Annotated in this window: 25 protein-coding genes and 1 tRNA gene; 10 read left to right on the forward strand and 16 right to left on the reverse strand. The window is 71.7% G+C overall.

The genetic code is table 11. The annotated features are described in order from the left end of the window. Positions 1-11 precede the first annotated feature (11 nt). On the reverse strand, positions 12-1532 hold the full coding sequence (locus tag AC5020_RS10850) for a protein adenylyltransferase SelO (protein WP_464988291.1): 1521 nt from the start codon (positions 1530-1532) through the stop codon (positions 12-14). A 197-nt stretch (positions 1533-1729) separates the two neighbouring features. Between AC5020_RS10850 and AC5020_RS10855 the strand changes: the two genes are divergently transcribed. From AC5020_RS10855 to fdhA, 4 genes are all read left to right on the forward strand, one after another. Further along, entirely contained in the window at positions 1730-2929 is a 1200-nt protein-coding gene (locus AC5020_RS10855) for an ROK family transcriptional regulator (RefSeq protein ID WP_464988292.1), read from the forward strand. A gap of 4 nt (positions 2930-2933) precedes the next feature. Next, positions 2934-3833, forward strand: a complete 900-nt coding sequence (locus tag AC5020_RS10860; protein ID WP_464988293.1) for a sugar phosphate isomerase/epimerase family protein — start codon at positions 2934-2936, stop codon at positions 3831-3833. Positions 3834-3886: 53 nt separating this feature from the next. After that, positions 3887-4948: a Gfo/Idh/MocA family protein gene (locus tag AC5020_RS10865; protein WP_377017851.1), complete on the forward strand. Its 1062-nt coding sequence runs from the start codon at positions 3887-3889 to the stop codon at positions 4946-4948. 218 nt (positions 4949-5166) lie between these two features. Next, positions 5167-6393: a formaldehyde dehydrogenase, glutathione-independent gene (gene fdhA / locus AC5020_RS10870; RefSeq protein ID WP_377017853.1), complete on the forward strand. Its 1227-nt coding sequence runs from the start codon at positions 5167-5169 to the stop codon at positions 6391-6393. Positions 6394-6490: 97 nt separating this feature from the next. Here fdhA and AC5020_RS10875 read toward each other — a convergent pair whose 3' ends face one another. Then, positions 6491-6742 (reverse strand): hypothetical protein, encoded by a 252-nt coding sequence (locus AC5020_RS10875; protein WP_464988294.1) that lies wholly within the window; start codon positions 6740-6742, stop codon positions 6491-6493. Here AC5020_RS10875 and AC5020_RS10880 point away from each other — a divergent pair. Both AC5020_RS10880 and AC5020_RS10885 read left to right on the forward strand, forming a co-directional pair. After that, positions 6720-8918 carry an outer membrane protein assembly factor BamB family protein gene (locus AC5020_RS10880; protein ID WP_464988295.1) on the forward strand — a complete coding sequence of 733 codons (2199 nt, stop codon included), beginning with the start codon at positions 6720-6722 and terminating at the stop codon, positions 8916-8918. The two genes, AC5020_RS10875 and AC5020_RS10880, sit on opposite strands and share 23 nt — an antisense overlap. Before the next feature lie 42 nt (positions 8919-8960). Then, the gene (locus AC5020_RS10885; protein ID WP_377017857.1) at positions 8961-9509 is read left to right on the forward strand and encodes an NYN domain-containing protein; all 549 of its coding nucleotides are present in this window, start codon (positions 8961-8963) and stop codon (positions 9507-9509) included. Between the two features lie 27 nt (positions 9510-9536). Here AC5020_RS10885 and AC5020_RS10890 read toward each other — a convergent pair whose 3' ends face one another. Continuing rightward, positions 9537-10517 (reverse strand): aldo/keto reductase, encoded by a 981-nt coding sequence (locus tag AC5020_RS10890; RefSeq protein ID WP_464988296.1) that lies wholly within the window; start codon positions 10515-10517, stop codon positions 9537-9539. A 54-nt stretch (positions 10518-10571) separates the two neighbouring features. On the opposite strand from AC5020_RS10890, the gene AC5020_RS10895 reads away from it, so the two are divergent. Continuing rightward, positions 10572-10961: a MerR family transcriptional regulator gene (locus AC5020_RS10895; protein ID WP_464988297.1), complete on the forward strand. Its 390-nt coding sequence runs from the start codon at positions 10572-10574 to the stop codon at positions 10959-10961. Between the two features lie 12 nt (positions 10962-10973). Here the strand turns inward: AC5020_RS10895 and AC5020_RS10900 are convergent, their stop codons facing one another. Further along, entirely contained in the window at positions 10974-11903 is a 930-nt protein-coding gene (locus tag AC5020_RS10900) for an SDR family NAD(P)-dependent oxidoreductase (RefSeq protein WP_464988298.1), read from the reverse strand. An 83-nt stretch (positions 11904-11986) separates the two neighbouring features. Between AC5020_RS10900 and AC5020_RS10905 the strand changes: the two genes are divergently transcribed. Beyond that, positions 11987-12544, forward strand: coding sequence for a TetR/AcrR family transcriptional regulator (locus AC5020_RS10905; RefSeq protein WP_464988299.1), 558 nt, complete (start codon positions 11987-11989; stop codon positions 12542-12544). A gap of 333 nt (positions 12545-12877) precedes the next feature. On the opposite strand, the gene AC5020_RS10910 is transcribed toward AC5020_RS10905, so the two are convergent. From AC5020_RS10910 to AC5020_RS10945, 8 genes are all read right to left on the reverse strand, one after another. After that, positions 12878-12961: transfer RNA gene (locus tag AC5020_RS10910), tRNA-Leu, on the reverse strand. Positions 12962-13155: 194 nt separating this feature from the next. Next, the gene (locus AC5020_RS10915) at positions 13156-14514 is read right to left on the reverse strand and encodes an amino acid permease (RefSeq protein WP_377018130.1); all 1359 of its coding nucleotides are present in this window, start codon (positions 14512-14514) and stop codon (positions 13156-13158) included. Between the two features lie 186 nt (positions 14515-14700). Continuing rightward, positions 14701-14985, reverse strand: a complete 285-nt coding sequence (locus AC5020_RS10920) for a hypothetical protein (RefSeq protein WP_464988300.1) — start codon at positions 14983-14985, stop codon at positions 14701-14703. Positions 14986-15121: 136 nt separating this feature from the next. Next, positions 15122-15592 carry a 50S ribosomal protein L9 gene (gene rplI, locus AC5020_RS10925; RefSeq protein WP_377017869.1) on the reverse strand — a complete coding sequence of 157 codons (471 nt, stop codon included), beginning with the start codon at positions 15590-15592 and terminating at the stop codon, positions 15122-15124. 17 nt (positions 15593-15609) lie between these two features. Further along, positions 15610-15846, reverse strand: coding sequence for a 30S ribosomal protein S18 (rpsR, locus tag AC5020_RS10930; protein ID WP_377017871.1), 237 nt, complete (start codon positions 15844-15846; stop codon positions 15610-15612). Between the two features lie 117 nt (positions 15847-15963). After that, positions 15964-16512, reverse strand: a complete 549-nt coding sequence (locus tag AC5020_RS10935) for a single-stranded DNA-binding protein (RefSeq protein ID WP_377017873.1) — start codon at positions 16510-16512, stop codon at positions 15964-15966. A gap of 56 nt (positions 16513-16568) precedes the next feature. After that, on the reverse strand, positions 16569-16859 hold the full coding sequence (rpsF, locus tag AC5020_RS10940; RefSeq protein WP_377017875.1) for a 30S ribosomal protein S6: 291 nt from the start codon (positions 16857-16859) through the stop codon (positions 16569-16571). 421 nt (positions 16860-17280) lie between these two features. Beyond that, positions 17281-18312 (reverse strand): aldo/keto reductase, encoded by a 1032-nt coding sequence (locus tag AC5020_RS10945; RefSeq protein WP_464988301.1) that lies wholly within the window; start codon positions 18310-18312, stop codon positions 17281-17283. A 132-nt stretch (positions 18313-18444) separates the two neighbouring features. Between AC5020_RS10945 and AC5020_RS10950 the strand changes: the two genes are divergently transcribed. Next, complete coding sequence (locus AC5020_RS10950) at positions 18445-19050, forward strand: TetR/AcrR family transcriptional regulator (RefSeq protein ID WP_464988302.1); 606 nt, start codon at positions 18445-18447, stop codon at positions 19048-19050. A gap of 103 nt (positions 19051-19153) precedes the next feature. Here the strand turns inward: AC5020_RS10950 and AC5020_RS10955 are convergent, their stop codons facing one another. The 4 genes from AC5020_RS10955 to AC5020_RS10970 all read right to left on the reverse strand — a co-directional run bounded on the left by AC5020_RS10955 (position 19154) and on the right by AC5020_RS10970 (position 23289). Next, positions 19154-19981 carry an ABC transporter ATP-binding protein gene (locus AC5020_RS10955; RefSeq protein WP_464988303.1) on the reverse strand — a complete coding sequence of 276 codons (828 nt, stop codon included), beginning with the start codon at positions 19979-19981 and terminating at the stop codon, positions 19154-19156. Continuing rightward, the gene (locus AC5020_RS10960; protein ID WP_464988304.1) at positions 19978-20937 is read right to left on the reverse strand and encodes a FecCD family ABC transporter permease; all 960 of its coding nucleotides are present in this window, start codon (positions 20935-20937) and stop codon (positions 19978-19980) included. Before AC5020_RS10960 ends, AC5020_RS10955 begins: the two co-directional genes overlap by 4 nt. 215 nt (positions 20938-21152) lie before the next feature. After that, entirely contained in the window at positions 21153-22223 is a 1071-nt protein-coding gene (locus AC5020_RS10965; protein ID WP_464988305.1) for a FecCD family ABC transporter permease, read from the reverse strand. 16 nt (positions 22224-22239) lie between these two features. Then, a complete protein-coding gene (locus AC5020_RS10970; RefSeq protein WP_464988306.1) occupies positions 22240-23289 on the reverse strand; it encodes an iron-siderophore ABC transporter substrate-binding protein in 1050 nt (349 codons plus the stop codon). 199 nt (positions 23290-23488) lie between these two features. Between AC5020_RS10970 and AC5020_RS10975 the strand changes: the two genes are divergently transcribed. Then, complete coding sequence (locus AC5020_RS10975) at positions 23489-24823, forward strand: APC family permease (RefSeq protein ID WP_377792372.1); 1335 nt, start codon at positions 23489-23491, stop codon at positions 24821-24823. The last annotated feature ends 17 nt before the right edge of the window (positions 24824-24840 follow it).

A 24840-nucleotide genomic window follows, 5' to 3' on the forward strand; every position in this document is an offset into this window, starting at 1 on the left:
AGCCCGCGACCTCAGGTTCCGCAGAAAGTCATGAAATCCGCGCCGCCGTCGCCGGGGCCTTCCAGCTCCTCGAGGCCCGCGCGACGATCGAAGGGCCGACGGACGGCCTCCAGCAGGGTCCGCACCGGGTCGAGGTCACCCAGGTGCGCGGCACGCAGCGCCGAGTCCAGATGCACGTTGCGGGGGATGTAGACGGGGTTGTGCTGTTCCATCGCCGCGCGGGCGGCATCGGCCGCCTCCCCGCTGCCCCGCAGCTCCAGCAGGCGCCGGTGCCAGTCCTCGAAGGGCGCCCGGTCCTGGAACAGCTCCGCCGCGCGGCCGTCGGTGAGTGCGCGGAAGAAGCCGGTGTGGTCCACGTGCTGCTGCTCGAGCAGCGTGAACAGGTCCGCACCGAGGGCACGGACCACATCGGGCGGGGCCGCAGCCGGGATGCCGAGCTTGGCAGCGAGGCCGCGGGCGTAGGCGTCGAGGTAGTGGGGCTCGAACCGCTCGAGCACGGCGGTGGCGGCCTCGACCGCGGCGTTCGGGTTCTCCGGATCGATGAGCGGGACCAGGGTCTCGGCGAAGCGAGAGAGGTTCCACAGGGCGATGCCGGGCTGATTGGCGTAGGCGTACCGGCCGCCCCGGTCGATCGAGCTGAACACGGCGCCGCGGCGATGCTCGTCGAGGAAGGCGCAGGGGCCGTAGTCGATGCCCTCGCCGGACAGCGCCATGTTGTCGGTGTTCATCACGCCGTGGACGAAGCCGGTCAGCATCCATTGCGCGACCAGCTCGGCCTGGGCCCCTGCCACGTGCTCGAGGAGTGCGAGCACCGGGTTCTCGGCGTCGCGGGCGGCAGGGTGGTGGCGATCGATGGTGTGCTCGGCGAGCGCCCGGCGCACGTCGAGGTCGTGGTGCCAGGTGGCGAACTCGAACGTGCCCACGCGCAGATGGCTCGCGGCCACGCGCACCAGCATCGCCCCCGGCTCGGGGGTGACGCCCTGGCGGGGCGCGATGGACTCTCCGGTGGTGAGCACGGCGAGCGCGCGCGTGGTGGGAAGGCCCAGGGCGTGGAGGGATTCGCCGACGACGGCCTCGCGGAGCATCGGGCCGAGCGGGGCCTTGCCGTCCCCGGCGCGCGCGAAGGGCGTGGGTCCGGAGCCCTTGAGATGGAGGTCCCGGCGCCTGCCCGAAGCATCGAGGACGTCGCCGAGCAGCACGGCGCGGCCGTCTCCCAGCTGCGGGTTCGGGGAGCCGAACTGATGACCGGCGTAGGCCTGGGCGGTGGTGAAGGGATGCTCGGGAGCCGGCGCACCGGCGGGCAGGGGCCTTCCGGCCTCATCGAGCTGCCCGGTCAGCAGCCCGATCCCCGCCTCGCCGCGCAGCCAGGCCGGGTCATAGCCGAGGTCTGCGGCGAGGTCCTCGTTCACCCAGGCGATCTCCGGTGACGGCGGCGCCTGCGCCTGCCACGGGACCGACAGGGCGGGCACCGCGGCGGCATAGGCCTGGTGCAGCTGCGGGCCGCGGGGCTGCACGGGCTCCGTGCTCTCCATGCCATCGCCTCCTCCCGGTCGACGTCCCCGGCCACGCTACCGCTCCCACCCCCGGCCTTGACAGGAGGGTGATCGAGCGGCGAGGCTTGCCGAACCATTCTGAAACCCGGTTTCACAAGCCTCGCCGGGCCCTCGTCGCAGCCCCGCCCTCGCCGGCGTCGGACCGCGGACGGGTCGGATCACCGAAGGGACGCCGCATGGCACATGCCGACCGCGCCGCGCTCGCGGTGCGCCAGGCCAATTCGCGCGAGTGCCTGCTCGCCCTGCGCGAGGCCGCCGCCCCGCTCGCGCTGGCCGATATCGCCTCCCGCACGGGCCTGTCCCGCCCCACGGTCGCCAGCGTCCTGCAGGAGCTCGAGGGCGCGGGGTCCGTGCAGCCGGCTGCCCCGGCCGAGCCCGGCCAGCCCGGCCGGCCCGCGCGCCGCTATGCCTTCCGGCCGGCCGCCGCGACCGCCGCCGCGGTCGACATCGGCTCGCACTCGGTCCGCTGCCTGCTGGCAGACGCCTCCGGTCAGATCCTCATGGAGCGCACGGTGGCCGCCGAGGACGGCTCGCGCCTGCCGGCCGCGGTCGAGGCGATCCGTTCTACCGGCCACCGCCCCAGCTCGGTCGCGGTCGCCGTCCCCGGCATCCTCGCCGCCGACGGCCGCCTCGCGCAGAGCCTCGCCCTGCCCGACCTCGTCGGCATCGACGTCGCCGACGAACTCGAACAGCAGCTGGAGTGCCCGGTGGTGGTCGAGAACGACATCAAGCTCGCCGCGTATGCGGAACGGCATCTCGGCCCGCCGGCGGACAGCATCGCCTTCGTCCAGATCGGGCATCGCATCTCGGTGGCGCTGATCGTCGAGGGAGTGATCCTCCAGGGCAGCCATCGGCTGGCCGGCGAGCTCGGGATCCAGCGGGGCATGCGCTGGACCGAGAGCTCCCGCCGCGGCCGGCTGACCTGGTCCACCGGTGAGGACGCACGGCCCCTGTTCGAGCGCGCCGCGGCGGGAGATGCCGCCGCGGAGCAGGAGATCGACGCCTTCTGCGCCGAGATCGCCCCTCGACTGGTGACCGTTCTGCTCTCGATCGACCCCGAGCTGGTCGTCGTCGGCGGCGGCGTCTCCCGTGCCGGGAACACCCTGCTCGACCCCCTCCGCCGCCACATCCACCACCTGCTCATGGCGCCGGAGCAGCCCGACGTGGTCGCCGCGCGCCTGACCACCGACGGCTCCCTGGTGGGAGCGCTCGGGCGGGCCTTCGAGCACGGCTCGACGCGCCTGGTGGGGGTGCCCGACGTGCCGCCCCCGTGGACCCGCTTCCTCGCCCCAGCTCCTGACACAGCTCTCGCCTCTGCTCCCGCCCCTGCCCCTGCCCCTGCCCCTGCCCCTGTCCCTGTCCCGACAGAAGGATGACTCCGTGACCTCTGATCTCACCCTCGGCTTCAGCTCCTACAGCTTCCACGCGAAACTCAGCACCGGGGAGATGACCCTGCCCCAGGTGATCGACTGGGTCGCCGCGAGCGACGGCGAGCACCTGGAGCTGGCCGCGCTCAGCGACGCCGCAGACTCCCCCATCCCGAGCATCGGGTACGACGGGGCCGCCGTGGATCGGATCCGCTCCACCGCGGACGGCGCGGGCGTGACGCTGTCCACCCTGGCGATCGGCGCCGACTTCGTCACCGAGGATCCGGCCGAGCTCGCCACCCGCGTCGCCCGGGTGAAGGCCTACGTCGACCTCGCCGACCGTCTCGGCATCCGCCAGCTGCGCCACGACGTCGCCCCGCACGCCCCGGTTCCGGGCGACGACACGCCCGTCTTCGAGCGGGCTCTCCCCTCGATCGTGGCCGCGAGCAAGGAGATCGCGCAGTACGCCGCGACCAAGGGCATCACCACCAGCCTCGAGAACCACGGCTTCTTCGTGCAGGCCGCCGACCGGGTGCGCCGGATCATCCACGCCGTCGACGAGCCCAACTTCCGCACCACGCTGGATGTGGGCAACTTCGTGTGCGTCGACGAGGCTCCCGAGGTCTCCGTCGCCCAGAACCTGCCCTACGCGATGGTCGTCCACTTCAAGGACTTCTACATCCGCCCGGCCGATGCCGATCCCGGCGAGGGCTGGTTCCGCAGCCGCGGCGGCAAGCACCTGCGCGGAGCCGTCGTCGGCAACGGCGACCTCGACCTGCCCGCCATCGCGCGCGCCATCAAGGACTCCGACTACCGCGGCTACGCCTCGATCGAGTTCGAGGGCTGGGAGGACTGCCTGCTCGGCGCCTCCCGCGGGCTCGCCACTGCCCGTCGGCTGCTCGAGAACGCCTGACCTCCTCCCACCCCGCACCACTCATCGGCCCCGGCCAGAAGGACCACCCCACCATGACGAAGTTCCGCATCGGCGTGATCGGCGCCGGCAGCATCGCTCGCTTCCATCTCGACGCGTACGCCGCGAACCCGGACGTCGAACTGATCGCGATCAGCGACGTGAACCTCGAACGCGCTCGCTCCGTCGCCGACCGCTACGGCGCCCCGCGCGCCTACGCCGACCCCCACGAGCTCCTGGCCGACGCCGAGATCGACGGCGTGAGCATCTGCACCTGGAACAACTCCCACGCCACCTGGGCCATCGCCGCGATCGAGGCCGGCAAGCACGTGCTGGTGGAGAAGCCCATCGCCCGCACCCTCGCCGAGGCACTGGAGATCCAGAAGGCCGTCGAGGCCTCCGACCGGGTGGTGCAGGTGGGCTTCGTGCGTCGCCACTCCCCCAACTGCCAGGTGCTGAAGTCCTTCATCGACGCCGGCGAACTGGGCGAGATCTACTACGCCAAGGCCAGCTGCATCCGCCGCATGGGCAACCCCGGCGGCTGGTTCGCGGACAAGGAGATCGCAGGCGGCGGCCCGCTGCTGGACATCGGCATCCACGTGCTGGACCTGTGCTGGTACCTCATGGGCAGCCCCAAGGCGGTCTCCGTCAGCGGCAACACCTACGACCACCTGGGCAACCGGGCCAACATCACCACGATGCCGCGCTACCAGGTCTCCGACTACGACCCGACGAAGAACAGCGTCGAGGACATGGCCAACGCCGTGATCCGCTTCGAGAACGGCTCCTCGCTGCTGCTGGACTGCTCCTACTCGCTGCACGCCACCAAGGACTCCCTGGACGTGTCCGTCTACGGCGACAAGGGCGGCGCCGATCTGGAGCCGGATCTGCACATCGCCACCGAGATGCACGACTCGGTGGTCAACATCGCCCCGCAGATCTCCTCGGGCACGTTCGAGATGGGCCCGGGCTTCGCCCACGAGATCGCGAACTTCGTCGATGCCGGCCTGGGCCGCGCCGAGAGCGTCGCCCCCGCGTGGCACGGCGTGGAGATCGTGCGGATCCTGGAGGCGATCTACGAGTCCGCGCAGTCCGGCCGGGAGGTCTCGCTGGTCTGAGCCGGATTCCGTCGGGTCCCGGCGCACCTGAAGGAGGGCGCCGAGCGGCAGCTGCCGCTCGGTGCCCTCTCTCGTGGCCCGTGCGACGCCCCGACCTCATGAGCGGGCCTGCGCCCAGCCGTTGACAATGTGACCTGCGACACGGAACCTGAGGAGGTGCGGCTCGTCCCCGACGTGACGGAGCGTCGGGAGGCCGCCCACCGGCAAGGAGGCCGTTCATGTCCACCAATCGCGCTGTCGCCTACCAGGGACCCGGCAAGGTCGAGGTCATCGACACCGAGTACCCCACCTTCGAGCTGAAGGACGGGCCCGGGGTCAACCCCGACAACGTCGGCCGCCAGCTCCCCCATGCGGCGATCCTCAAAGTCGTCACCACCAATATCTGCGGCTCCGATCAGCACATGGTCCGCGGCCGGACCACCGCCCCGGAAGGCCTGGTGCTGGGCCACGAGATCACCGGTGAGGTCGTCGAGACCGGGCCCGGCGTGGAGTTCATCCAGAAGGGCGACCTGGTCTCGGTCCCCTTCAACATCTCCTGCGGGCGCTGCGTGATGTGCAAGACCCAGCGCACCGAGATCTGCCTGAACGTCAATCCCGACCGGCCCGGCAGCGCCTACGGGTATGTCGACATGGGCGGCTGGGTCGGCGGCCAGGCGGAGTACGCACTGGTTCCCTATGCCGACTGGAACCTGCTGAGGTTCCCCGACAAGGACCAGGCGATGGAGAAGATCCTCGACCTGACGATGCTCTCGGACATCTTCCCCACCGGATACCACGGTGCCGTCACCGCCGGCGTCGGCCCGGGTTCGAGCGTGTACATCGCCGGCGCGGGCCCCGTCGGCACCGCAGCGGCCGTCGGTGCCCAGCTGCTCGGGGCGGCGGTCGTGATCGTCGCCGACATGAACGCGGAGCGCCTGGCCAATGCCGCCTCGTTCGGCTGCGAGACCATCGACGTCTCCTCCGAGGATCCGCGCGAGGGGATCGCCCGCATCCTCGGCCGGGAGGAGGTCGATGCGGGAGTGGACGCCGTGGGATTCGAGGCCCGCGGCCACGGCAAGGACGCCGGCGAGGCCCCGGCGACCGTGCTGAACACACTGATGAATGTGACCCGTGCCGGTGGCAGGCTCGGCATCCCGGGACTGTATGTCACGGGCGACCCCGGCGGCGTGGACGAGGCGGCCCAGGAGGGCTCGCTCTCGCTGCGGCTCGGGCTCGGCTGGGCCAAGGCGCTGTCCTTCACCACCGGCCAGTGCCCGGTGATGAAGTACCACCGTCAGCTCATGGAGGCGATCCTGCACGAGAAGGTGACGATCGCCGACGCCGTCAAGGCCACCGCGATCTCACTGGACGACGCCCCCAAGGGGTACGCCGACTTCGACGCGGGCGCGGCCCGGAAGTACGTCATCGATCCGCACGGGGTCACCGGGAAGGTCGAGTCGATCTGAGGAGTCTTGGGAAGAAGGTCGAGCTGACGTGGGCGGATCGGACTGAAGCGTCGAAAGAGGTTCACCCGCAGTCCACTCGGCGGGGCGACCACGCTCGCTAGCCTCTCGCCATGCCCTCCCCCGAGTCGTACGACGCCCCGCTGCCCTCGTCCCCCGCGTCCTCGTCCCCCGCGTCCTCGTCGGCCCCGTCGTCGAGCGGCCGGTCCTCGCTGGCTCCGTCCTCGCTGCCTCGGTCCTCACGCGCCGGCTCCTCGGCCGTCACGGCGAGGCCGCTCGGCCGCCGCACGGTGCTCGGCGCCGCCGCGGTGTCCGCCGGGGCGGCCGGCTTGGCCTCCGCGAGCCTGACCACGGTCCGAGCCGACGCGGCGGGCCCCGCGCTGCCCGCGACCGGGGCGGGGGCGGAGGGACCGGCCGACGGGGAGTCGCAGGTGTTCGCCGCTTTCCTCACCGACGTGCACATCGACTCGATCCCCCAGCAGCAGGAGGAGCACCTGCGCCTCGTGCTCGAGGACATCCGTGCCTCCGGCGCCCCGCTGCTGCTGCACGGGGGCGACCTCACCGAGTTCGGATCGAGCGGCGAGTACGAGACCTACCAGGACCTCCTGGGCCCTGACGCCGCCGAGATCACGCAGCACGTCGCGGGCAACCACGAGCTGCGCTGGGACCCGTCGGCCGGTCAGGAGTACCGCCGGCGGTTCCACGAGGGCTCACGCTCCTTCGATCATCTCGGCGTGCACGGGATCATGCTCGAGGCGGGCGCGCCCCTGCAGGAGGAGGCCCACGTCGATCCCGCCGCCCTGGCGTGGCTGCGCGAGGACCTGCAGGCCGCCGGCACGATGCCCAGCATCCTGGTGATGCACTGGCCGCCGGGGGCCGACGACCACTACGTGCGGGCCGGCGATCAGCTGCTCTCGGTGCTCGCCGAGCACCCGGTGCGCCTGGTCCTGGCCGGGCACGTCCACCGCGAGGCCACGGTCACCGACAACGGGACGGTGCTGATCACCGGCCGTGCCATCAAGAACGAGCCCGTCCACTACCTGCTCACGCTGCGCGGCGGTCCCGAGCCGGAAGCGCGCGAGATGCTCGTCGAGGCGATCACCCAGCCGGCTCCCGGGGCGGAGGGGGATCGCACCGTGGAGGAGATCGCGTCCATCCCGCTCCACCTCGGCACCGCCCGTGAGTCCGACGCCTTCCTGCAGGACGTCTCGGTGCATGTCTCCGGCGACACCGCACAGGTCACCGCGCGCCTCGGAGCCCCACACTCGCTCACCGCGGCGCGAGCACAGCTGCGCGACCAGTCCGTGTACGGCTCGGTCGCCGAAGGCACCTGGAGCGAGCTCGAGCTGCGCGGCCGGCGCGTGCGCGGCGAACTCGACCTCTCGCAGACCCTGCCGGGCCGCTGCACGATGCGGGTGCGCGGTGTGGACGAGGCCGGTGGGCTGTGGGAGGCCTCCGCACCCTTCTCCGTGGAGGGCGGGTCGGTCACCGAGGTGGACGCCCTGGAGCTGGACGGTGCCGTCAGCGGCGCGATCCTGCCGGTGGGCGAGGACTCTGCGCTGGTCGCGACCGGCTCCGGCACCGTCGCTCGTCTGTCTCTGGACCGCTCGCGCCTGAGCACTGACTGGTCTGTCGGCGTCGGCGGGGTCCACCGCGGCATGGCGCTGTCGGCCGACGGGTCCGTCCTGCACGTGCCCAGCGCGGACCATCACCTGTACGCGCTCTCGGTCACCGACGGCACGGAGCTCTGGCGCGCCGACCTGGGCCTCCCCGTGGTCTCCACCCCGCTGGCCACCGCGGTCGACGGCGCTGCGGCGGTGTTCGTCAGCGCCGGTGACCGGCTCGCCCGCCTGGCGGCGGACGGGAGCACGGTGTGGTCGACCGCGATCCCTCAGCAGTCCAGCGGCCGCCCCGCACTGGTCGGTGACCGCCTCGTGCTCGGCGCTGGCGACGGCACTGCCCGCTGCTACAGCGCCCGGACCGGCGCGGAGATCTGGAGCGCGGAGCTGACCACCCGCACCACCCCGTATCAGCGCCTCCTCTACGGCCCGTGGAACTGCACGGTGCTGGCCGTGGACGAGAGCACCGTCGTGCTCGGGACCGTGACCGACCTGTTCGCGCTCGACGCGGCCACGGGCGAGCAGCGGTGGCGCACGGCCGCCGGTGCCATGTACTCGGCCCCGCAGCTGCTGGAGGACGGACGCATCCTCGCCGTCCAGGAACGCAAGGAACCGTTGTTGATCGACGCGGCCGACGGAGCGGCGACGCCGCTGGATCGGGCGCTGCAGATCTCGCTGGACGCCGATCCGATCCCGGGCCCGTCGGCGGGCACGTGGCTGCAGGTCAGCTTCAGCGCCGTGCTCTCGCTCCTGGACACCGCGGCCGGTACGGTGACGCCGCTGCGCCAGGTGGGCCCCGACCGGGTCCTGGCCGCCCCCGCACTGCTGGAGGGCCATGGAGTCGTGCTGGTCGGGGACCAGGCAGGCGTCGTGCGGGCGCTCGATGTCCTCGACGTCTCGGCCGTGTGAGCGGCGCGCCCTGAGGCGCCGCCGAGCGCGTAGGGTCACCGTATGAGCGAACGCAGCACCTATCTCCTCGTGGACGGCGAGAACATCGATGCGACCCTCGGTGTCTCCGTCCTGGGGCGTCGCCCCCAGCCCGAGGAGCGGCCGCGGTGGAACAAGCTGCTCCACCACGCCGAGGTCACCTGGGACCAGCCCGCCAAGGGCCTGTTCTTCCTCGCCGTCGGCGACAGCCTGCCCTCGGGGTTCGTCCAGGCGCTGATCGCGCTGGGATACAAGGCGGTTCCGCTGCGCGGGGACGGCAAGGTCGTCGACATCGCGATCCAGCGCACCGCCGAGGCGCTCCAGGACCGTCCGGCCGACGTCATGCTGGTCAGCCACGACAACGACTTCACCCCGCAGATGGAGAACCTGGCCGCGACGCCGGATCGCCGCACGGCGATCATCGGTTTCGGCGAGTTCATGGCCACCGGCCTGCGGGAGATCCCCGGCATCGAGTTCCACGACCTCGAGTACGACGTCGGCGCGTTCACCAGCCGCCTGCCCCGCGTGCGGATCATCGACATCGACGAGTTCGATCCGCTCGAGTTCATCTGAGCCCGGGCCCGGCACCACCGGGTGCTCTCAGCCGGCTCCGTCCAGTCGAGCGAACTGGTCCGTGGACAGGGGCAGGCCGACGCCCTCCAGCGCCGCCTCGAGCTGTTCCAGCCGACTGCCGCCCAGGATCGGCCGGATGCCGCGGTGGACGAGCCAGGCCAGCACGACCTGCCCACGGCTGGCTCCTGCGTCGGCGGCCACCTCGTCCAGCGCGGCGAGGCGCCGTGCGCTGCCGAGATGCTCGTAGGCCTCCGGGATCGGTTTCGCCGGATTGTCGTATGCCCCGCCGAGCAGCGTGGTGTACCCCCAGACCTCCATCCGGTGCTCGGCGGCGATGTCCATCTGCTCCTCCCCGAGCACACCGAAGGGGTGGATGTTCCCCTCCGGCAGGAGACCCGGGCGGGGTCGGAGATAGCTCGCGTGCAGCTGCAGCGCGTCGACAGGTTTCATGCCCTGGGCGAGCGCTCGCGCCCGGGCACGCTCGACCCGCCAGGCGGGGTGGTTGGAGGCGCCGACGCGACGGACCGACCCGTCGGCCATCAGCTCGCCGAGCGCGTCGACGCTCTCCTCGAGGGGGACGGAGCGGTCCTCCTGGTGCAGCCACAGCAGGTCGACGTGGTCGACCCCGAGACGCTCGAGGCTGCCGGCGAACGCGTCATGGATCGCGCGTCGGCTCAGCCCGGCACGGTGCCGCGGCCAGGAGCCTGCCCACAGCGGTTCGGCGCCGACCTTGGTCGACAGGCGCACGCGTTCGCGCACGCCGGGTCGCGCGGCCAGCCAGCGGCCGAGAACGTGCTCGCTCGCGCCGCCGCGTCCGTCCGGCGAGTCCCAGAAGGCGTAGCAGTCCGCCGTGTCGATCCATTCGCCGCCCTGCTCGACGAACCGGTCCAGCAGGGCGAAGGATTCCTCGTCGCCCACTCGGGTGCCGAAGGCCATGGCTCCGAGGACCAGCGGGGAGACGGGGCGAGCGGAGGGGGTGGGGTGCATGTGATCGGTTGCAGGGTTCATGGCAGGACCACACACCCTGGAGCGCGCTCCGGGTCAAGGGCTACTGTGTGCGGCATGAGGACGTACTCCACGGCGGAGGCCGCCGAGCGCAGCGGGTTCTCGATCGACACACTGCGCTATTACGAGCGCGAGGGCATCCTCCCTCCCGTCGCGCGCACCCCGGCAGGGCATCGCGCCTACGACGACGGGGATCTCGCCACGCTGGATTTCCTGCACTGCCTGCGCGACTCCGGGATGCCGATCGAGAGGCTACGCCGTTACGGGGAGCTGTGCCGCGACCCCGCCACCTTTCCCGAGCGGATCGCGCTGCTGCGTGAGCACCAGGCATCGCTCGCGGAGCAGGCCCTGCAGCTTGAGCGGTGGCGCACCCGTCTCGAGGAGAAGCTGCAGTGGTACGAGGAGCAGCCGCAGAGCCACGTCAGCAGCGACGCCGGGAGCGCCTGACGAGTTCGGACCTCAGACGGGCACGCTCACTCCCGCCAGCTGCTCGAGCTGCTCCCAGATCGCATCGGCGAGCTGCGGATCGGGGGCAGCGGTGTGAGCCGCCGGGGTCCCCAGCACCGGGAGGCCGCGAAAGCTCCCCGCAGGCCCGTAGTACTGCCCGCCCGCCGCCTCCGGGTCGGCCAGCGCGCGCACTCCCGACCAGGCCGCCGTGTCCTTCCCCTGTGCCCAGGGGGTGAGCGGGTTGCGCTGGTAGCTCACCGAGGAGTCCCGGATCCCCGCGCGCTCTGGTGTCTTGGCATCGACGCCCACCCCGGGCTTGGTGACGATCGAGGCCACGGGCAGCTCCGCGGCCCGAAGTCGCCGGTCCAGCTCGAAGGCGAACACCTCGGTGAGTGTCTTGGCCTTGGTGTAGGCCGCGATGCCCACCCGCGGCGCGGTGCGCGGTGCCGAGACATCCATGGGGAACCTCGTGACGAAACCGGTCGAGGCGTGCACGATGCGCGGGAAGCGATCGGCCGAGGCTCCCTGCCGCACCAGCGCAGGCAGCAGACCCGCGACCAGGGCGAGGTTCGCGACCGTGTGCGCGCCGGTCATCAGCGGCAGCCCGTCCTGCGTCGTGGCGCCGACGGAGAGCTGCATCGGCCCTCCGTTGAGGAAGATCCCGTCCAGGCGCGGCAGCGACGCGAGCTGCTCGGCCCCCTCGGCCACGGATGCCAGGGACGTGAGATCGACGGCGATGGGGTGCGTCGCCGCGTGCGGAGCCCGGGCGCGGATCGCCGCCGCGGCCACGTCGAGCTTGGCGCGCGACCGGGAGGCTAATACGACCTCGGCGCCCGCCGCCGCGAGCTGCTCGGCGGCGAAGTAGCCGATGCCGCCGGTCGCCCCGGTGATGGCGTAGGTGCGACCGCTGAGGTCCGGAAGGTGTGTGGGGTACCAGGGCATGGGAGCTCCTCGATTCGGATAGTTGATCCGCTTCAGCGTACCCCACAAACGGATGGGCTATCCGCATCGCGTAGGATGCCTGCATGCCTGCACTGCGATCGGATGCCGCGAGGTCACGCGCCAAGATTCTGGAAGCCGCCCGCGGCTGCCCCCTCGACGATCTGCGCCTGAACGAGGTCGCGCGAGCCGCGGGAGTCGGGGTGGGGACGGTCTACCGGCACTTCCCCACCGTGACGGCACTCATCGAGGCGCTCTCGTTCGATGCCCTGGAGCAGACCGTGGACCTGGCCCGTACAGCAGCCGAGGAGCCCGACGCCGGCCGGGGATTCGTACGGTTCCTCCGCGGCGCGGTGCGGACGCAGCTTGAACACGAGGGGCTCCAGCAGATGTGGTTCGCGGACGACGTCTCCGCGGAGGCGCGAGCACTGCGCGCGGAGCTCTTCGACCGTGCCGGCGCGCTGCTCGACGCCGCCGTCGCCGCCGGTGCGGTCCGCCCCGACCTCTCGATCGGCCAGGTCCAGCGGCTGGTCTGCGGCGTGGAACATGCCGTCCGACTCGGGAACGGCCAGGACCAGGATCTCCTGCTCGACATCATGCTCTCCGGACTGGCACCCCCACGGAACGATCGCCCCGCGCCGTGAGCACCCTGAGGCCCGCGAGACTCGCCAGATCCGTGGGAGCCGTGAGGTGCGGTGAGGCCCGCGCGCTCCATGAGGCCCGTGAGGCCCGCGAGATCCGCGAGATCCGTGAGCCTGTTGGAATCGCGCGCGCTAAGCAACAGGGTCGCGGATCCAGCGATAGGGGCGGGACACTATGCGGGTGGGGACCGTCCGCCGGTGGGGCGTCTGCGGATGGGGCCCGTCCACGTGTGGGAGCAGTACATGTGGGGCCGCCCGCGGATGGCCCGCGGGTGCGGCTGCCCCCGGACGCGAAAATCCCCGGCCCACCTGGGTGAACCGGGGAAATTCCTGCGGTGCGCGAGGGGGGACTTGAACCCCCACGCTCTTCCGAGCACACGGACCTGAACCGTGCGCGTCTACCAATTCCGCCACTCGCGCGTGCCTTCGGCACCGGGGATCACTCACCGAGACCGAAGATTGCTCTAGGTTACCCCTCGGGTGCCGCCCCGCTCAAAACGACACGGCGCACAGTAACGAACGCCACGCCGCCGGATCGGACGAGGCACGTGCGACGCGCAGGCCCAGGGAGGCCGACCGAGGCCATCCCGGCCCCGGTCATCCGAAGTGGGACCTCAGCGCATCCGCTCCGCCTCGTCGAAGGCGGCCTCCACGTCGTCCGGGTCGATCCGGCGCCGCGCGATGGCGAAGTAGAGGATGGTCGCCACCAGCACCGCCGGGACGCCGACCAGAGCCGCCACCTGCATGCTGGGCCGCACCGCGACCGTGGCGAACACGGCGCCGAGGCCGATCAGTCCCACCACCGCGGTCGCCGTCCCGCCCGGCATGCGGAACGTCGCCCCGGTGGCCCCCGTGCGGCGGAAGGAGATGTAGCTGGCCAGGATCAGTGACCACACCATCAGCACGGCGAAGACGACCAGGCTCATCATGTAGCCGAACACTCCGCCCACACCGCTGAAGGCGAGGGCCGCGGCGGCGATGATGCCGAGCGAGCTGCACGCGATGCCGACGACGGGCACCCGGCTGCGAGTGATCGCCGCGGCGAACCGGGGCGCGAGCCCGTCGGAGGCCAGGGAGTGCAGCATGCGGGAGCCGGCATAGAGGTTCGCGTTGGCCGCCGATAGTGCGGCGATCAGCACCAGCAGGTTGGTGATGTGGGCGGCGCCGGGGATGCCGATGCGGTCGAAGACCATCACGAACGGGGAGGTGGCGACGTCCTCACCGGTGCCGGCGGCCTGCTGCCAGGGCACGAGCGCGACCACGATGCCGATGCAGAGCACGTAGAAGAACGCCAGGCGCACGATGGTGGTGCGGGCGGCGGTGCGGATCGAGCGGGCCGGATCCTTGGCTTCGGCGGCGGTGATGGACAGCAGCTCGATGCCCCCGAAGGAGAACATCACGACCGAGAGGGCGACCCACACGGCGGCCCAGCCCATCGGGGCGAAGCCGCCGTCGGCCGTGAGCTCGCTGAGCCCCGGGGCCGGCGCGCTCGGCATGCCCACGAACACCAGGATCAGGCCGACCAGGATGAACACCACCACGGCGATGACCTTGATCGAGGACAGGAAGAACTCGACCGTCCCGAACGAGCCGACGCTGGCGAGGTTGATCGCGATGATCACCGCGGCGAACAGCAGGATGCCCGCCCAGACGGGGATCGCCGGGACCCAGTACGCGAGGTAGGCGGCACAGGCGACGAGCTCGGCGCCGGTGACCGAGACCGTGACGATCCAGTACAGCCAGCGGGAGAGGTACCCCCAGAACGGGGAGAGGTAGCGCGCCGCGAGCGTGCCGAAGCCGCCGCGCACGGGATGGAGAGAGGCCATCTCCCCCATGGCCAGCGCGATGGTCGCGGCGATCAGGGAACCGATCGCGAAAGAGATGATCACCGCCGGTCCGGCGATGCCGATCGCCTCGCCGGACCCGAGGAAGAGCCCGGTGCCCAGGGCCGAGCCCATGGCGATCATGGCCATCTGGCCGTGGCCGAGGGAACGGGCGAGGTGGCCGTCGGTGGAGGAGGCCGGCGAGGCGCCGTCGGTCGCGGGGCCGGGAGAGGAAGCTGGAGAGGTCACCGCACGAGGGTAGCCAGAATCCGGGGTGTCTGCGTGCTCACCGGGCGCGCGGCGTGCTCGAGGCCGCCGGGGCGTCCCCGAGGACGATCAGGAAGTGCGGCCGCGATAGGCGTCTATGGCGTCCTTGGCCTCCGTCAGCCCGGCGCCGGTCTGCTCGCGGTACACCTTGATGGCCTGGATGGTCTTCCCCTCCGCCACGAGCCGGCGGCACTGCTCGGGGATGCTCGGCCCGGCGGTCTCGCGCAGGTGCAGCCGCTCCGTCTCGCTGAGCCCCGCACGTTCAGCCAGATGGCCGACGAGCCCGTCGAGCTCGCGGACCCGTCGCTCGAGCGACTCGATCCGTGCCTGCTGCTGCTTCGCGCGTCCGAACATGGGACGAATCTATCGCGGTCGCACGACAGGGATCGCACGACGGGGCCTGCCCGCACAGCGCCCGGAGACGAAGACGCCCCGCACCAGAGCGGTGCGGGGCATCCTCAGTGGTCGACGCGGACGTCGAGCGGGTCGTTCAGGCCTTGGCAGACGCCTTGGCGGCGACGACCTGGATGACGAGGTTCGCGAAGATCTCGTCGTGCAGGCGCACCGTGGCCTTGTGCTCGCCGAGCGAGCGGATCGGGGTCGGGAACTCGACGGTGCGACGGTCGATGTCCTTGTCGAAGGTCTCCTTGACGGCCTCGGCGACCTCCTTGGAGGAGACGGCGCCGAACAGGCGGCCGTTCTCGCCGGCGCGCTCGGCGACGACCAGGGGCTTGGACTCGAGGCTGGCCTTGAGAGCCTGGGCCTCCTCCAGGGTCGCGATCGCGCGCTTGCCGCGGGCGGCACGGATCTGGTCGAGCTGACGCTGACCGCCCTTGGTCCACGGGGTCGCGAGACCGCGGGGCAGGAGGAAGTTACGGGCGTAGCCGTCCCGGACATCGACGATGTCCCCGGCGGCTCCGAGGCCCGTGACCTCGTTGGTGAGGATGAGCTTGGTGGTCATGTTCGTCCCTTCCTCGCTCAGCGGCCGGAGGTCGAGTACGGCAGGATCGCGATCTCGCGGGCGTTCTTCACGGCCTTCGCGATCTTGCGCTGCTCCTGGACGGAGACGCCGGTCACCCGACGGGCGCGGATCTTTCCGCGGTCGGAGATGAACTTGCGCAGCAGCGCGGCGTCCTTGTAGTCGACGGTCTCGAGACCGGCGGTCTTCAGGGGGTTCTGCTTCTTCTTCGGCTTGCGAAGAACAGGCTTGGCCATCGTGGTGCTCCTTCTTTCCTGAGGGGAGCCCGGGCATCGACCCGGGATGGAATGGATTCGGTGTGAACGCTGGTCGGCACGAGCCGCAGCACCGGGGTGCCGCGCCCGTCGTCCCGATCAGAAGGGCGGGTCGTCGTACCCGCCCTGGTTGCCGCCGGCCCACGGGTCGGCGTCGGGGGCGCCCTGCGGCGCATTGCTGTAACCGCCCTGGCCACCCTGGCCGCCGTAGCCGCCGCCCTGCGGGGCACCGCCCTGGGGGGCGCCACCGCCGAAGCCGCCGCGGCCACCACCGCCGCCTCCGCGCTGGACCTTGTTGGCCTTGGCGGTGGCGTAGCGCAGCGAGGGGCCGATCTCGTCGACGTCCAGCTCGATGCTCGTGCGGTTGTTGCCCTCACGGTCGGTGAAGGAGCGCTGCTTGAGGCGACCCTGCGCGATGACGCGGGTGCCCTTCTCCAGCGACTCCGCGACGTTCTCCGCGGCGTCGCGCCAGATGGAGCAGCGCAGGAACAGAGCCTCGCCGTCCTTCCACTCATTCGCCTGACGGTCGAAGGTGCGGGGGGTGGACGCGATGGTGAACGACGCGACCGCGATGCCGGACTGCGTGAAACGCAGCTCGGGATCAGCGGTGAGGTTGCCGATCACCGTGATGACGGTGTCATTCGCCATGGGTGCTCCTCTGCTCCGGGGTCGGTAAGGGTGGTGCGGGGATCAGTGAGCGCAGATCACTTGCCGTCGAGGCGCATCAGCTTGGTGCGCACGACGGACTCGTTGAGGCCGAGGCGGCGATCGAGCTCCTGAGCGGTCTCGGAGCTGGCCGTGAACGACAGGACGATGTAGATGCCCTCGGACTTCTTGTCGATCTCGTAGGCGAACTTGCGCTTGCCCCAGACGTCGACGTTGTCGATGGTGCCGCCCTCGGTCGGGATGACCTGGACGAGCTTCTCGAAGGTTGCGCTGACGGTCCGCTCATCGATGGACGGGTCGAGGATCACGACCATTTCGTACTTACGCATGTTCTGGTACCCACCTCCTGTGGTCTCTGCGGCCACGGTCTCTCCGTGGCAGGAGGGTTCATGCCGCCCGGAAAGGACATCGGCGATGCACTTCACGGACCGGCACAGACTACCCGCACGCGGGGGTGCGGGCCAGGGATGCTGTGGACGTGCGCGGGGGATCACAGGGCGGGCACGCCGCTGTCCGGGAGCCGGCAGGGGGTTGGCGCGGCGTTGGCAGGGGTTGGCTGGGGGCTGCCAGGTCGGCGGTCCACCGTCGGCAGGCCGCTGGCTGGCCTCGACACGCCCACCATTCCACCGATACGTGGCGACAGTGACACGTATCGGTGGAACGGCCGGGGCCGCGCCGGGATGTCCCCGCTACCAGGGTCCAGCGCGGCGTCCCGGGCAGGCACCGAGAGCCGAGGCCGGAGGGCCGAGCTCAGGCGGCCGAGCGCTGTCCCACCGGGCGGCGGCGCCGCTCGACCTCGGCGAGGGCCGGGGGCACGTAGGCCTGGTCGAGCACGCCGATGTCGGTGCCGGGCGGGACGATCTCGTCGATCCGGTCCAGGACGTCGTCGCTCAGCACGGTGTCCAGGCCCTCCAGGAGATCGTCGAGATGGGCCATGGTCCGCGCTCCCACCAGTGCGCTGGTCACGCCCGGGTGCGAGATCGCGAAGGCCATCGCCAGGTGCGGCATCGAGAGCCCTGCCTCGGCCGCCAGCGGGGCGAGCTGCTCGACCACGTCCAGACGCGCCTCGTCGGTGAACGCCCTGGGCAGGAACTTCGCGCGGATCACGTCGGCGTCCTGGCCACGTCGCACCCTGCCGGTGAGCATCCCCTGCCCGAGCGGCCCCCAGGTCAGCACACCCATGCCGCACTCCTGCGCCACCGGCAGCACCTCGCGCTCGATGCCGCGGTTGAGGATTGAGTACGGCGGCTGCTCCGTGCGGGGCCGCTCGAGCCCGCGCCGCTCGGCCGTCCAGTGCGCCTGCACCAGGTCCGAGGCAGGCATGGTCGAGGTGCCGAAGGCGCGGATCTTGCCGGCCCGCACCAGGTCGGTCAGCGCCGAGAGGGTCTCCTCGATGTCGGTGGCGGGGTCGGGACGCTGGAGCTGGTAGACGTCGATGTAGTCGGTCTGCAGGCGGCGCAGGGAGTTCTCGACCGCCCGGGTGATCCAGCGCCGGGAGCCGCCCTGCCGGTTCGGCACGCCGGCCGCGGCCCGGTCGGGGAGGCCGAACTTGGTGGTCAGGACGACGTCGTCGCGTCGGCCCTGGAGCGCCCGGCCGACGACCTCCTCCGAGTCCGCGTAGGCGTCGGCGGTGTCGATGAGGTTGATGCCGGCGTCCAGCGCCTTGTGGATGATGCGGGCGGACTCCTCGGCGTCGTTGCCCATCTGGGTGGCGAACATGAGGGCTCCCAGCCCGTAGGGGCTGACCTGGATGCCTGTCCTGCCGAGAGTGCGGTACTGCATGGTGTCCTCCGAGTGGTGAGGGGTGCGGGTGGCAGGCTCCGGGACGTAGACTGCGCGAAGCGGAAGCCCATTCCGGAACAATACGGAACGCCTTTCCACCTAGCAAGGGGAGGGGCCCCACGGGAGGACCAGATGTCGCGATCGACCACGCCCGCCGCGGGAGCGCCGGACGGTGCCGGGCCGCCTCGGCGTCAGCGCTCGGATGCGAAGCGCAGCGCCGCGGCGCTGCTCGATGCCGCCAAGACGGCGTTCGCCCAGAGCGGGGTCGATGTGCCGGCCAAGCAGATCACCGACCTCGCCGGGGTGGGAGTGGGAACCCTCTACCGGCACTATCCGCGCCGGTCGGACCTCATCGTCGCCGTGCTCCAGCATGAGATCGACGTGTGCGTCACCGCGGCCGACGAGCTCAGCAGCGGCGCCGGACCACGCGCTGCGCTGGTGGCCTGGATCGGTCGTTTCACGGAGTTCGTCGGCACCAAACAGGGGCTGGCCTCAGCGCTGCACTCCGGCGATCCGGCCTACGAGGGACTGCCCGACCAGCTGCTGGAACAGCTGGTCCCGGCGCTCCAGGGCCTGCTGGACCGGGCGGCCGCGGCCGGCGAGGCGCGGGATGACGTCAGCGCCCGCGAGGTGCTGACGGCGATCGCGCTGCTGTCCCAGCCGGTGCCCGGTGGTGAGGACGGCTTCTCCGAGCGGATGATCGCGATCTTCCTGGACGGGCTCTCGGTGACGGGCTGAGCCCCTTCCTCCCACGAGATCGGCGCCGACGCGCGCATCGATTCCACGGATACGTGGCCCCGGCGACACGGAACGGTGGCATGGCCGCGACCGCCCCGGCATGTCACCGCTGCGAGGGGTCCGTCTCGCGGCGGCGCGGGATCACCATCGGGCTCCCGCTCTGGGGGTCGAGCGTGACCTCCGCGCGGAGGGAGAACACCTCCCGGACCAGGTCGGCCCGCAGCACCTGCGCGGGCGGGCCGGTGGCCACGATCCGGCCGGCATCCATCACCACGAGGTGGTCGGCGTAGCGCGCGGCCTGGTTCAGGTCGTGCAGGACGCCGACGACGGTGCGGCCCTGCTCCCGCATGTCCTGGCACAGGTGCAGCACGTCGATCTGATGGGAGATGTCCAGGAACGACGTGGGCTCGTCCAGCAGCACGTACTCGGTGTCCTGGGCGAGGATCATCGCGATCCATGCGCGCTGACGCTGGCCGCCCGAGAGCCCGGCGACCGGATGCTCGGCGATGTCCTTGACCCCGGTGGCGGCCATCGCGGCCGCCACCGCCTCCTCGTCCCCGGGCACCCGCTGCCGCAACGGCGAGTGATACGGGTGCCGTCCGCGTGCGACCAGCGCCCGGACCGTGATGCCGTCGGGGACGACGGGGTCCTGCGGGAGCAGGCCGATGCGCCGGGCGACTGCTCTCGAGCGCCACTGCCCGAGCGGCCGGTCATCGAGCCGGACCGTGCCGGCGCGCGGGCGCAGGGTGCGGGCGAGGGCCTTCAGCATCGTCGACTTCCCGCAGCCGTTGGGGCCGATCACCGCCGTGAACACGCCTCGCGGCACCTCGAAGTCGAGCTGCTCGAGGACGGGCTTCGCGCCGTAGGCGATGGTGGCGGCCTCCAGGCGCAGCGAGGATGCGCCATGGGGATCGGTGCGTCCGGCGCTCATGCGTCGGCCCTCCTCCAGGTGGTGATCAGCAGGTAGCCGAGGTAGATCCCGCCCACACCGGCGGTGATGACGCCGACCGGCAGGTTCTCGACGGGGCCGACGTGCTGGACGGTGAAGTCGGCCAGGACGATGATGAGCGCCCCGACCAGCGCGGAGAGGATGAGGTGCGGCCCGGGGGCGCCGGCCAGCCGGCGGGCGATGTGCGGGGCGGCGAGGGCGACGAAGGCGATCGGTCCCGCGACGGCGACGGCCGCGGCGGCCAGCAGAGCCGCCAGGACGATCGCCCAGGTCCGGGTGCGGTGCGCGGAGCCGCCGAGGGCGTCGGCCAGCTGGTCGCCGAGGTCCATCATCCGCAGGTCGTGCGAGAGGACGGCGACCGGCGGGATCAGCACCAGCAGAGCCACGGCGATGAACAGGGCCTGGTCGAGGCTGCGGGAGTTCAGGGTTCCCACCAGGTACCCGGCGAGCTGGGAGGACGCATCGCGCAGCGCCACGGCGACCACGTACTGGGTCACGGCGAGCGCCATCGCGTTGACGCCGATGCCGGTGATGATCACCCGCGCCGGAGAGGTGAAGCCCAGCCCCGTGGAGACGTACACCAGGGTGATGGCGACCCCGGCGCCGAGGACCGCGCCGACGGGGGCGGGCACGAGACCGGGTGCCAGCAGCGTGCCCAGCGCCACGCCGGCCCCGGCGCCGCTGCCCAGCCCGATCACGTCGGGGCTGCCCAGCGGATTGCGGGTGACGGTCTGGAACAGGGCTCCGGCGAGCCCGAACGCGAGGCCCGCGCCGATGCCGACCAGCAGGCGGGGCCCGCGCAGGCGCTCCAGGACGAACATGGCCTTGGTGCCGGCCTCGCCCCGGGCGGCCGCGAACAGATCCGGCGCGGTCACGCCGAGCGGTCCCCAGGCCAGCGTCGCCAAGCCTCCGACCAGGATCCCGCTGACCAGCAGCACCCCCACCGCCACGGCTCGGGGCAGCGGCGCGCGGCGCGCGGGTGGGCGAGGCGTCGGGGCATGGCCCGCCGGTTCATGGCCCGACGGTTCATGATCTGTCGGGACCTGCCCTGTCGGAGCATGGCCCCTCGTGCCCTGGCCTGCAGGCGCACCGCCGACCAGCGCATGGCTCGTCGGGGCGCTGGGAGTCGTCGCGGACGTCGTCGGGCCTTCCATCAGGCGTTCACCGTCCCACGGCGCACGGCCAGCAGCAGGAACGGGGCGCCGGCGAAGGCGGTGACCACGCCGACCATCAGCTCGGGATGGGCGAGGCTGCGCGCGAGGACGTCGGACCCCAGCAGCAGCGCCCCGCCGAGGACGAGGCACAGGGGCAGCTGCCACCGGTGCTCGCTGCCCACCATGGCGCGCACGAGATGGGGAACGGCGAGGCCGACGAAGGCGATCGGTCCGACCGCGGCGGTCGCGGCCGCCGCCAGCAGGGTGGAGGCCAGCAGGGCACCGGCGCGCAGCAGGCTCACGGGGGTGCCCAGGGCGGTGGCGACGTCGTCCCCGAGGGCCAGGGTGTTCAGTCCGGGCACGACCATGATCGCGAGCGCCAGGCCGATCACCAGCGCCGGCGCGACTGCGGCGAGCGTGTCGTACGAGGCCCCGGCCAGAGACCCGACCACCCAGTACCGGTAGGAGTCGAACACGGCGGGGCGCGTGAGGATCATGGCCTGGATGTACGCGTACAGCACCGCGGAGATCACCGCGCCGGCGAGGATCAGCGGCACCACCGAGTGAGTGCCGGCCGGGCGGCCCAGCAGGTGGACCACGGCCACGGCGAGCAGGGCGCCGGGCAGCGCGACCCACACCATGGCGGTGCCGCCGGAGAACCCGAGGAACGCGGTGGCGGTGACCACGGCGGCCGAGGCACCCGAGGTGACCCCGAGCAGACCGGGCTCGCCGAGGGGATTGCGGGTGACGCCCTGGATGAGCATGCCCGAGGCGGCGAGAGCCGCACCCATCACGGCGCCGAGCACGGTTCGGGGTTCGCGGGCCGCGACTACCTCCCGCATGTAGTCGCTGCCCTGCCCGCGCAGCACCGCCCACACCGCCTCGAGATCAGTCTCCCGCGTCCCGAGGAACAGGCTCGCCACCGCGGCGAGCGCGAGCAGGACGGTGGCCAGCCCGAGGGCGAGCCACGGCGATATGCGCCTCCGCGCGGTCCGATCGGCCGACGGGAGGCTCGCCCCGTCGCCGGGGTCGTCGGCCCGGGGTCGGCGGGTCGCAAGTGTCCGGCTCACGTGGATGCGGCCCGGCTCAGGCCGAGGCGACCTTGGCGATCGCCTCGTCGATCATCGGGATGTACCGCTCGAGCGCCCAGGGCACCGTCAGCGGCGTGATGATCGAGGAGCCGGTGACGAAGGACTGGTCGGTGGGGGCCACGATCGCGCCGCTGGCGACCGCGGGGATTGAGGCGTAGAGCTCCTGCGCCTCCGTCTCCTTGCGGTTGGCCTCGTCGGAGTAGAAGGTGAAGATGAGGTCGGACCCGGCGAGCTTGTCCGCGTTCTCGAGCCCGATCATGGCGGAGTCCGTGCCGGGCACATCCCATTCGTCGAGCTCCTGGTTGACCGGGTCGACGGTGAGGCCGAGACCGCGGACCATGGCGACACGCTGCTCGTTCTCGTAGAACACCCCGAGGGTGCCGGGACCGTCGTTGTAGATGAAGGAGAAGGTGTAGTCCGCGTAGCCGGGCTGGGCGGACTCCTCGAAGGTCGCCGTGATCTCGTCGATCAGGCCCGCGGCGGCCTCGTCCTCACCGAGGGCCTTGCCGATGGTGGTGATCTGCTCCTCCCAGGTGATCACCCAGGGCTGCTCCGCGTAGGCGACGGTGGGGGCGATGTCGGTGAGCACGTCGAACTGCTCCTGGGTGAGCCCGGACCACGGCGCCAGGATCACGTCGGGGCTGAGCTCGAGGATCGCCTCGACGTCGAGCTCGGTGGCGCCGGTGAACTGGGTCGGCAGCTCGCCGCCGGCGTCGGTGACGGCTTCGTGGATCCACGGCAGGTATCCGGTCTCGTCCGCTCCCCACGGGTACTCCTCGACGCCGACGGGGATGATGCCCAGGGCGATCGCGGTCTCGGCGGAGCCCTGGCCGAGCGTCACGATGCGCTCGGGCTTGGCGGTGATCTCCGCGGTTCCCAGGGCGTGCTCGATCGTGACGGGGCTGAAGTCGCCGGCGCCGCCGCCGTCGGAGCCGTTCGAGCCGGATTCCTGCCCGCCGCCGCTGCATGCGGCCAGGGCCAGGGGCGCGGCGAGCGCTCCGGCGATCCACGAACGACGGGTCGGGCGGGCGGGGACGGGGCTCATGGCTCTCCTGCGTACGAGGACGGGACGGGCCACCGGGGACCTCCCAGCGACTTAGGCAAGCCTAGCCTCACGTAATTGACGGGGAAACAGGCGTCCACGAGCGATTCAGTGATCTGGACAACAGCGATCCCCGGCGCCCCGGCACCGTGCACGACCGAGCGGTCCGGGCATCTGCGCCGGTCATAGCTATCTTTGCGGGATGACCAGCACCGAGAGCAGCTCCAGCACCACAGCCGCCGACCGCACCAGCCTGCGTCGCGCGGTGACCACCACGGGGCTGTTCCTGTTCATCCTCGGAGACGTGCTCGGCGCCGGTGTCTACGTGCTGGCCGGAGAGGTGGCCGCCCTGGCCGGCGGAGCGGTCTGGGTCCCGCTGGTCGTCGCACTCCTGATGGCTCTGCTGACCGCCGGCTCGTATGCGGAGCTGGCCACGAAGTATCCGCAGGCCGGCGGTTCCTCCCACTACGCGACCCGGGCGTTCGGTCCGTTCGCCGGCTTCCTGGTGGGCTTCTGCATGCTGGCCGCCGGCGTCGTCTCCGTCGGGGCCCTCTCCCTGGGCTTCGCCGGGGACTATCTCGCGGAGTTCGTCTCCCTGCCGACCTTCCTCGTGGTGATCGTGTTCCTGGCCCTGCTCGCGCTGCTGAACGCCCGCGGCATCTCCGAGTCGCTCGGCGCGAACCGGGTGGCGACGATCATCGAGGTCAGTGGGCTGCTGGCAGTGATCGTGCTGGGCGCGATCGTCGTGGGCCGCGGGGACGGCGACCTGGGGCGGCTCACCGAGCTGGGCACCCCGGAGAACGGGCCGGTCGCCGCGGTGCTGGCCGGCAGCATCCTCGCCTTCTACTCCTACGTCGGCTTCGAGACCAGCGTGAACATCGCCGAGGAGACCAAGGACCCCGCCCGCTCCTACCCGCGCGCACTGTTCGGCGCGCTGATCGTCGCCGGCCTCATTTACGCCCTGGTGGGCGCCGCGGCCGCGGCCGTGGTCCCCACCGCCGAGCTCGCCGACTCCAGCGCTCCGCTGCTGCAGGTGGTCTCCGCCGCCGGCATCATCCCGCCCGTCGTGTTCAGCGTGGTCGCCCTGGTCGCCGTCGCCAACGGCGCGCTGCTGACCGGGATCATGTCCTCCCGCCTGGCCTACGGGATGGCGCGGGACGGACTGCTGCCGCGGCCCCTGACCCGCGTCCTGCCCCGCCGGCGGACTCCCTGGGTCGCGATCATCGCCACCACCGCACTCTCGCTGCTCCTGGCGCTGACCGGCACCATCGACGTGCTCGCCAGCACCATGGTGCTGCTGCTCCTGGTGGTGTTCGTCGCCGTGAACGCCGCGGTGCTGGTGCTGCGCCGTGACCGGGTCGACCAGCGCCATTTCCGCGTGCCGGCGGTGCTGCCCATCGCCGGCCTGCTCTCGTGCGTGCTGCTGATGACGCAGGTCGAGGCCGCCGTGTGGAAGCTCGGGCTGCCGATCCTGGCGGTCGGGGCGCTGCTCGCACTGTTCGCGGCCTGGCGGCGCCGCCGCACGACCACGGCCTGAGCGGCACGACCCGGGAG

This window comes from Brachybacterium sp. SYSU DS0246 (genome assembly GCF_059391765.1).

Coding starts and splice junctions, on each gene's coding strand:
- AC5020_RS10900 (WP_464988298.1), bottom strand. CDS start 11,903: ATGCCCTGGTACCCCACACACCTTCCGGACCTCAGCGGTCGCACCTAC.
- AC5020_RS10855 (WP_464988292.1), top strand. CDS start 1,730: ATGGCACATGCCGACCGCGCCGCGCTCGCGGTGCGCCAGGCCAATTCG.
- AC5020_RS10915 (WP_377018130.1), bottom strand. CDS start 14,514: ATGGCCATGATCGCCATGGGCTCGGCCCTGGGCACCGGGCTCTTCCTC.
- AC5020_RS10920 (WP_464988300.1), bottom strand. CDS start 14,985: ATGTTCGGACGCGCGAAGCAGCAGCAGGCACGGATCGAGTCGCTCGAG.
- AC5020_RS10955 (WP_464988303.1), bottom strand. CDS start 19,981: ATGAGCGCCGGACGCACCGATCCCCATGGCGCATCCTCGCTGCGCCTG.
- rplI (WP_377017869.1), bottom strand. CDS start 15,592: ATGACCACCAAGCTCATCCTCACCAACGAGGTCACGGGCCTCGGAGCC.
- AC5020_RS10945 (WP_464988301.1), bottom strand. CDS start 18,312: ATGCAGTACCGCACTCTCGGCAGGACAGGCATCCAGGTCAGCCCCTAC.
- AC5020_RS10885 (WP_377017857.1), top strand. CDS start 8,961: ATGAGCGAACGCAGCACCTATCTCCTCGTGGACGGCGAGAACATCGAT.
- AC5020_RS10850 (WP_464988291.1), bottom strand. CDS start 1,532: ATGGAGAGCACGGAGCCCGTGCAGCCCCGCGGCCCGCAGCTGCACCAG.
- AC5020_RS10950 (WP_464988302.1), top strand. CDS start 18,445: ATGTCGCGATCGACCACGCCCGCCGCGGGAGCGCCGGACGGTGCCGGG.
- AC5020_RS10975 (WP_377792372.1), top strand. CDS start 23,489: ATGACCAGCACCGAGAGCAGCTCCAGCACCACAGCCGCCGACCGCACC.
- AC5020_RS10905 (WP_464988299.1), top strand. CDS start 11,987: ATGCCTGCACTGCGATCGGATGCCGCGAGGTCACGCGCCAAGATTCTG.
- AC5020_RS10895 (WP_464988297.1), top strand. CDS start 10,572: ATGAGGACGTACTCCACGGCGGAGGCCGCCGAGCGCAGCGGGTTCTCG.
- rpsF (WP_377017875.1), bottom strand. CDS start 16,859: ATGCGTAAGTACGAAATGGTCGTGATCCTCGACCCGTCCATCGATGAG.
- AC5020_RS10890 (WP_464988296.1), bottom strand. CDS start 10,517: ATGAACCCTGCAACCGATCACATGCACCCCACCCCCTCCGCTCGCCCC.
- AC5020_RS10865 (WP_377017851.1), top strand. CDS start 3,887: ATGACGAAGTTCCGCATCGGCGTGATCGGCGCCGGCAGCATCGCTCGC.
- AC5020_RS10935 (WP_377017873.1), bottom strand. CDS start 16,512: ATGGCGAATGACACCGTCATCACGGTGATCGGCAACCTCACCGCTGAT.
- AC5020_RS10970 (WP_464988306.1), bottom strand. CDS start 23,289: ATGAGCCCCGTCCCCGCCCGCCCGACCCGTCGTTCGTGGATCGCCGGA.
- rpsR (WP_377017871.1), bottom strand. CDS start 15,846: ATGGCCAAGCCTGTTCTTCGCAAGCCGAAGAAGAAGCAGAACCCCCTG.
- fdhA (WP_377017853.1), top strand. CDS start 5,167: ATGTCCACCAATCGCGCTGTCGCCTACCAGGGACCCGGCAAGGTCGAG.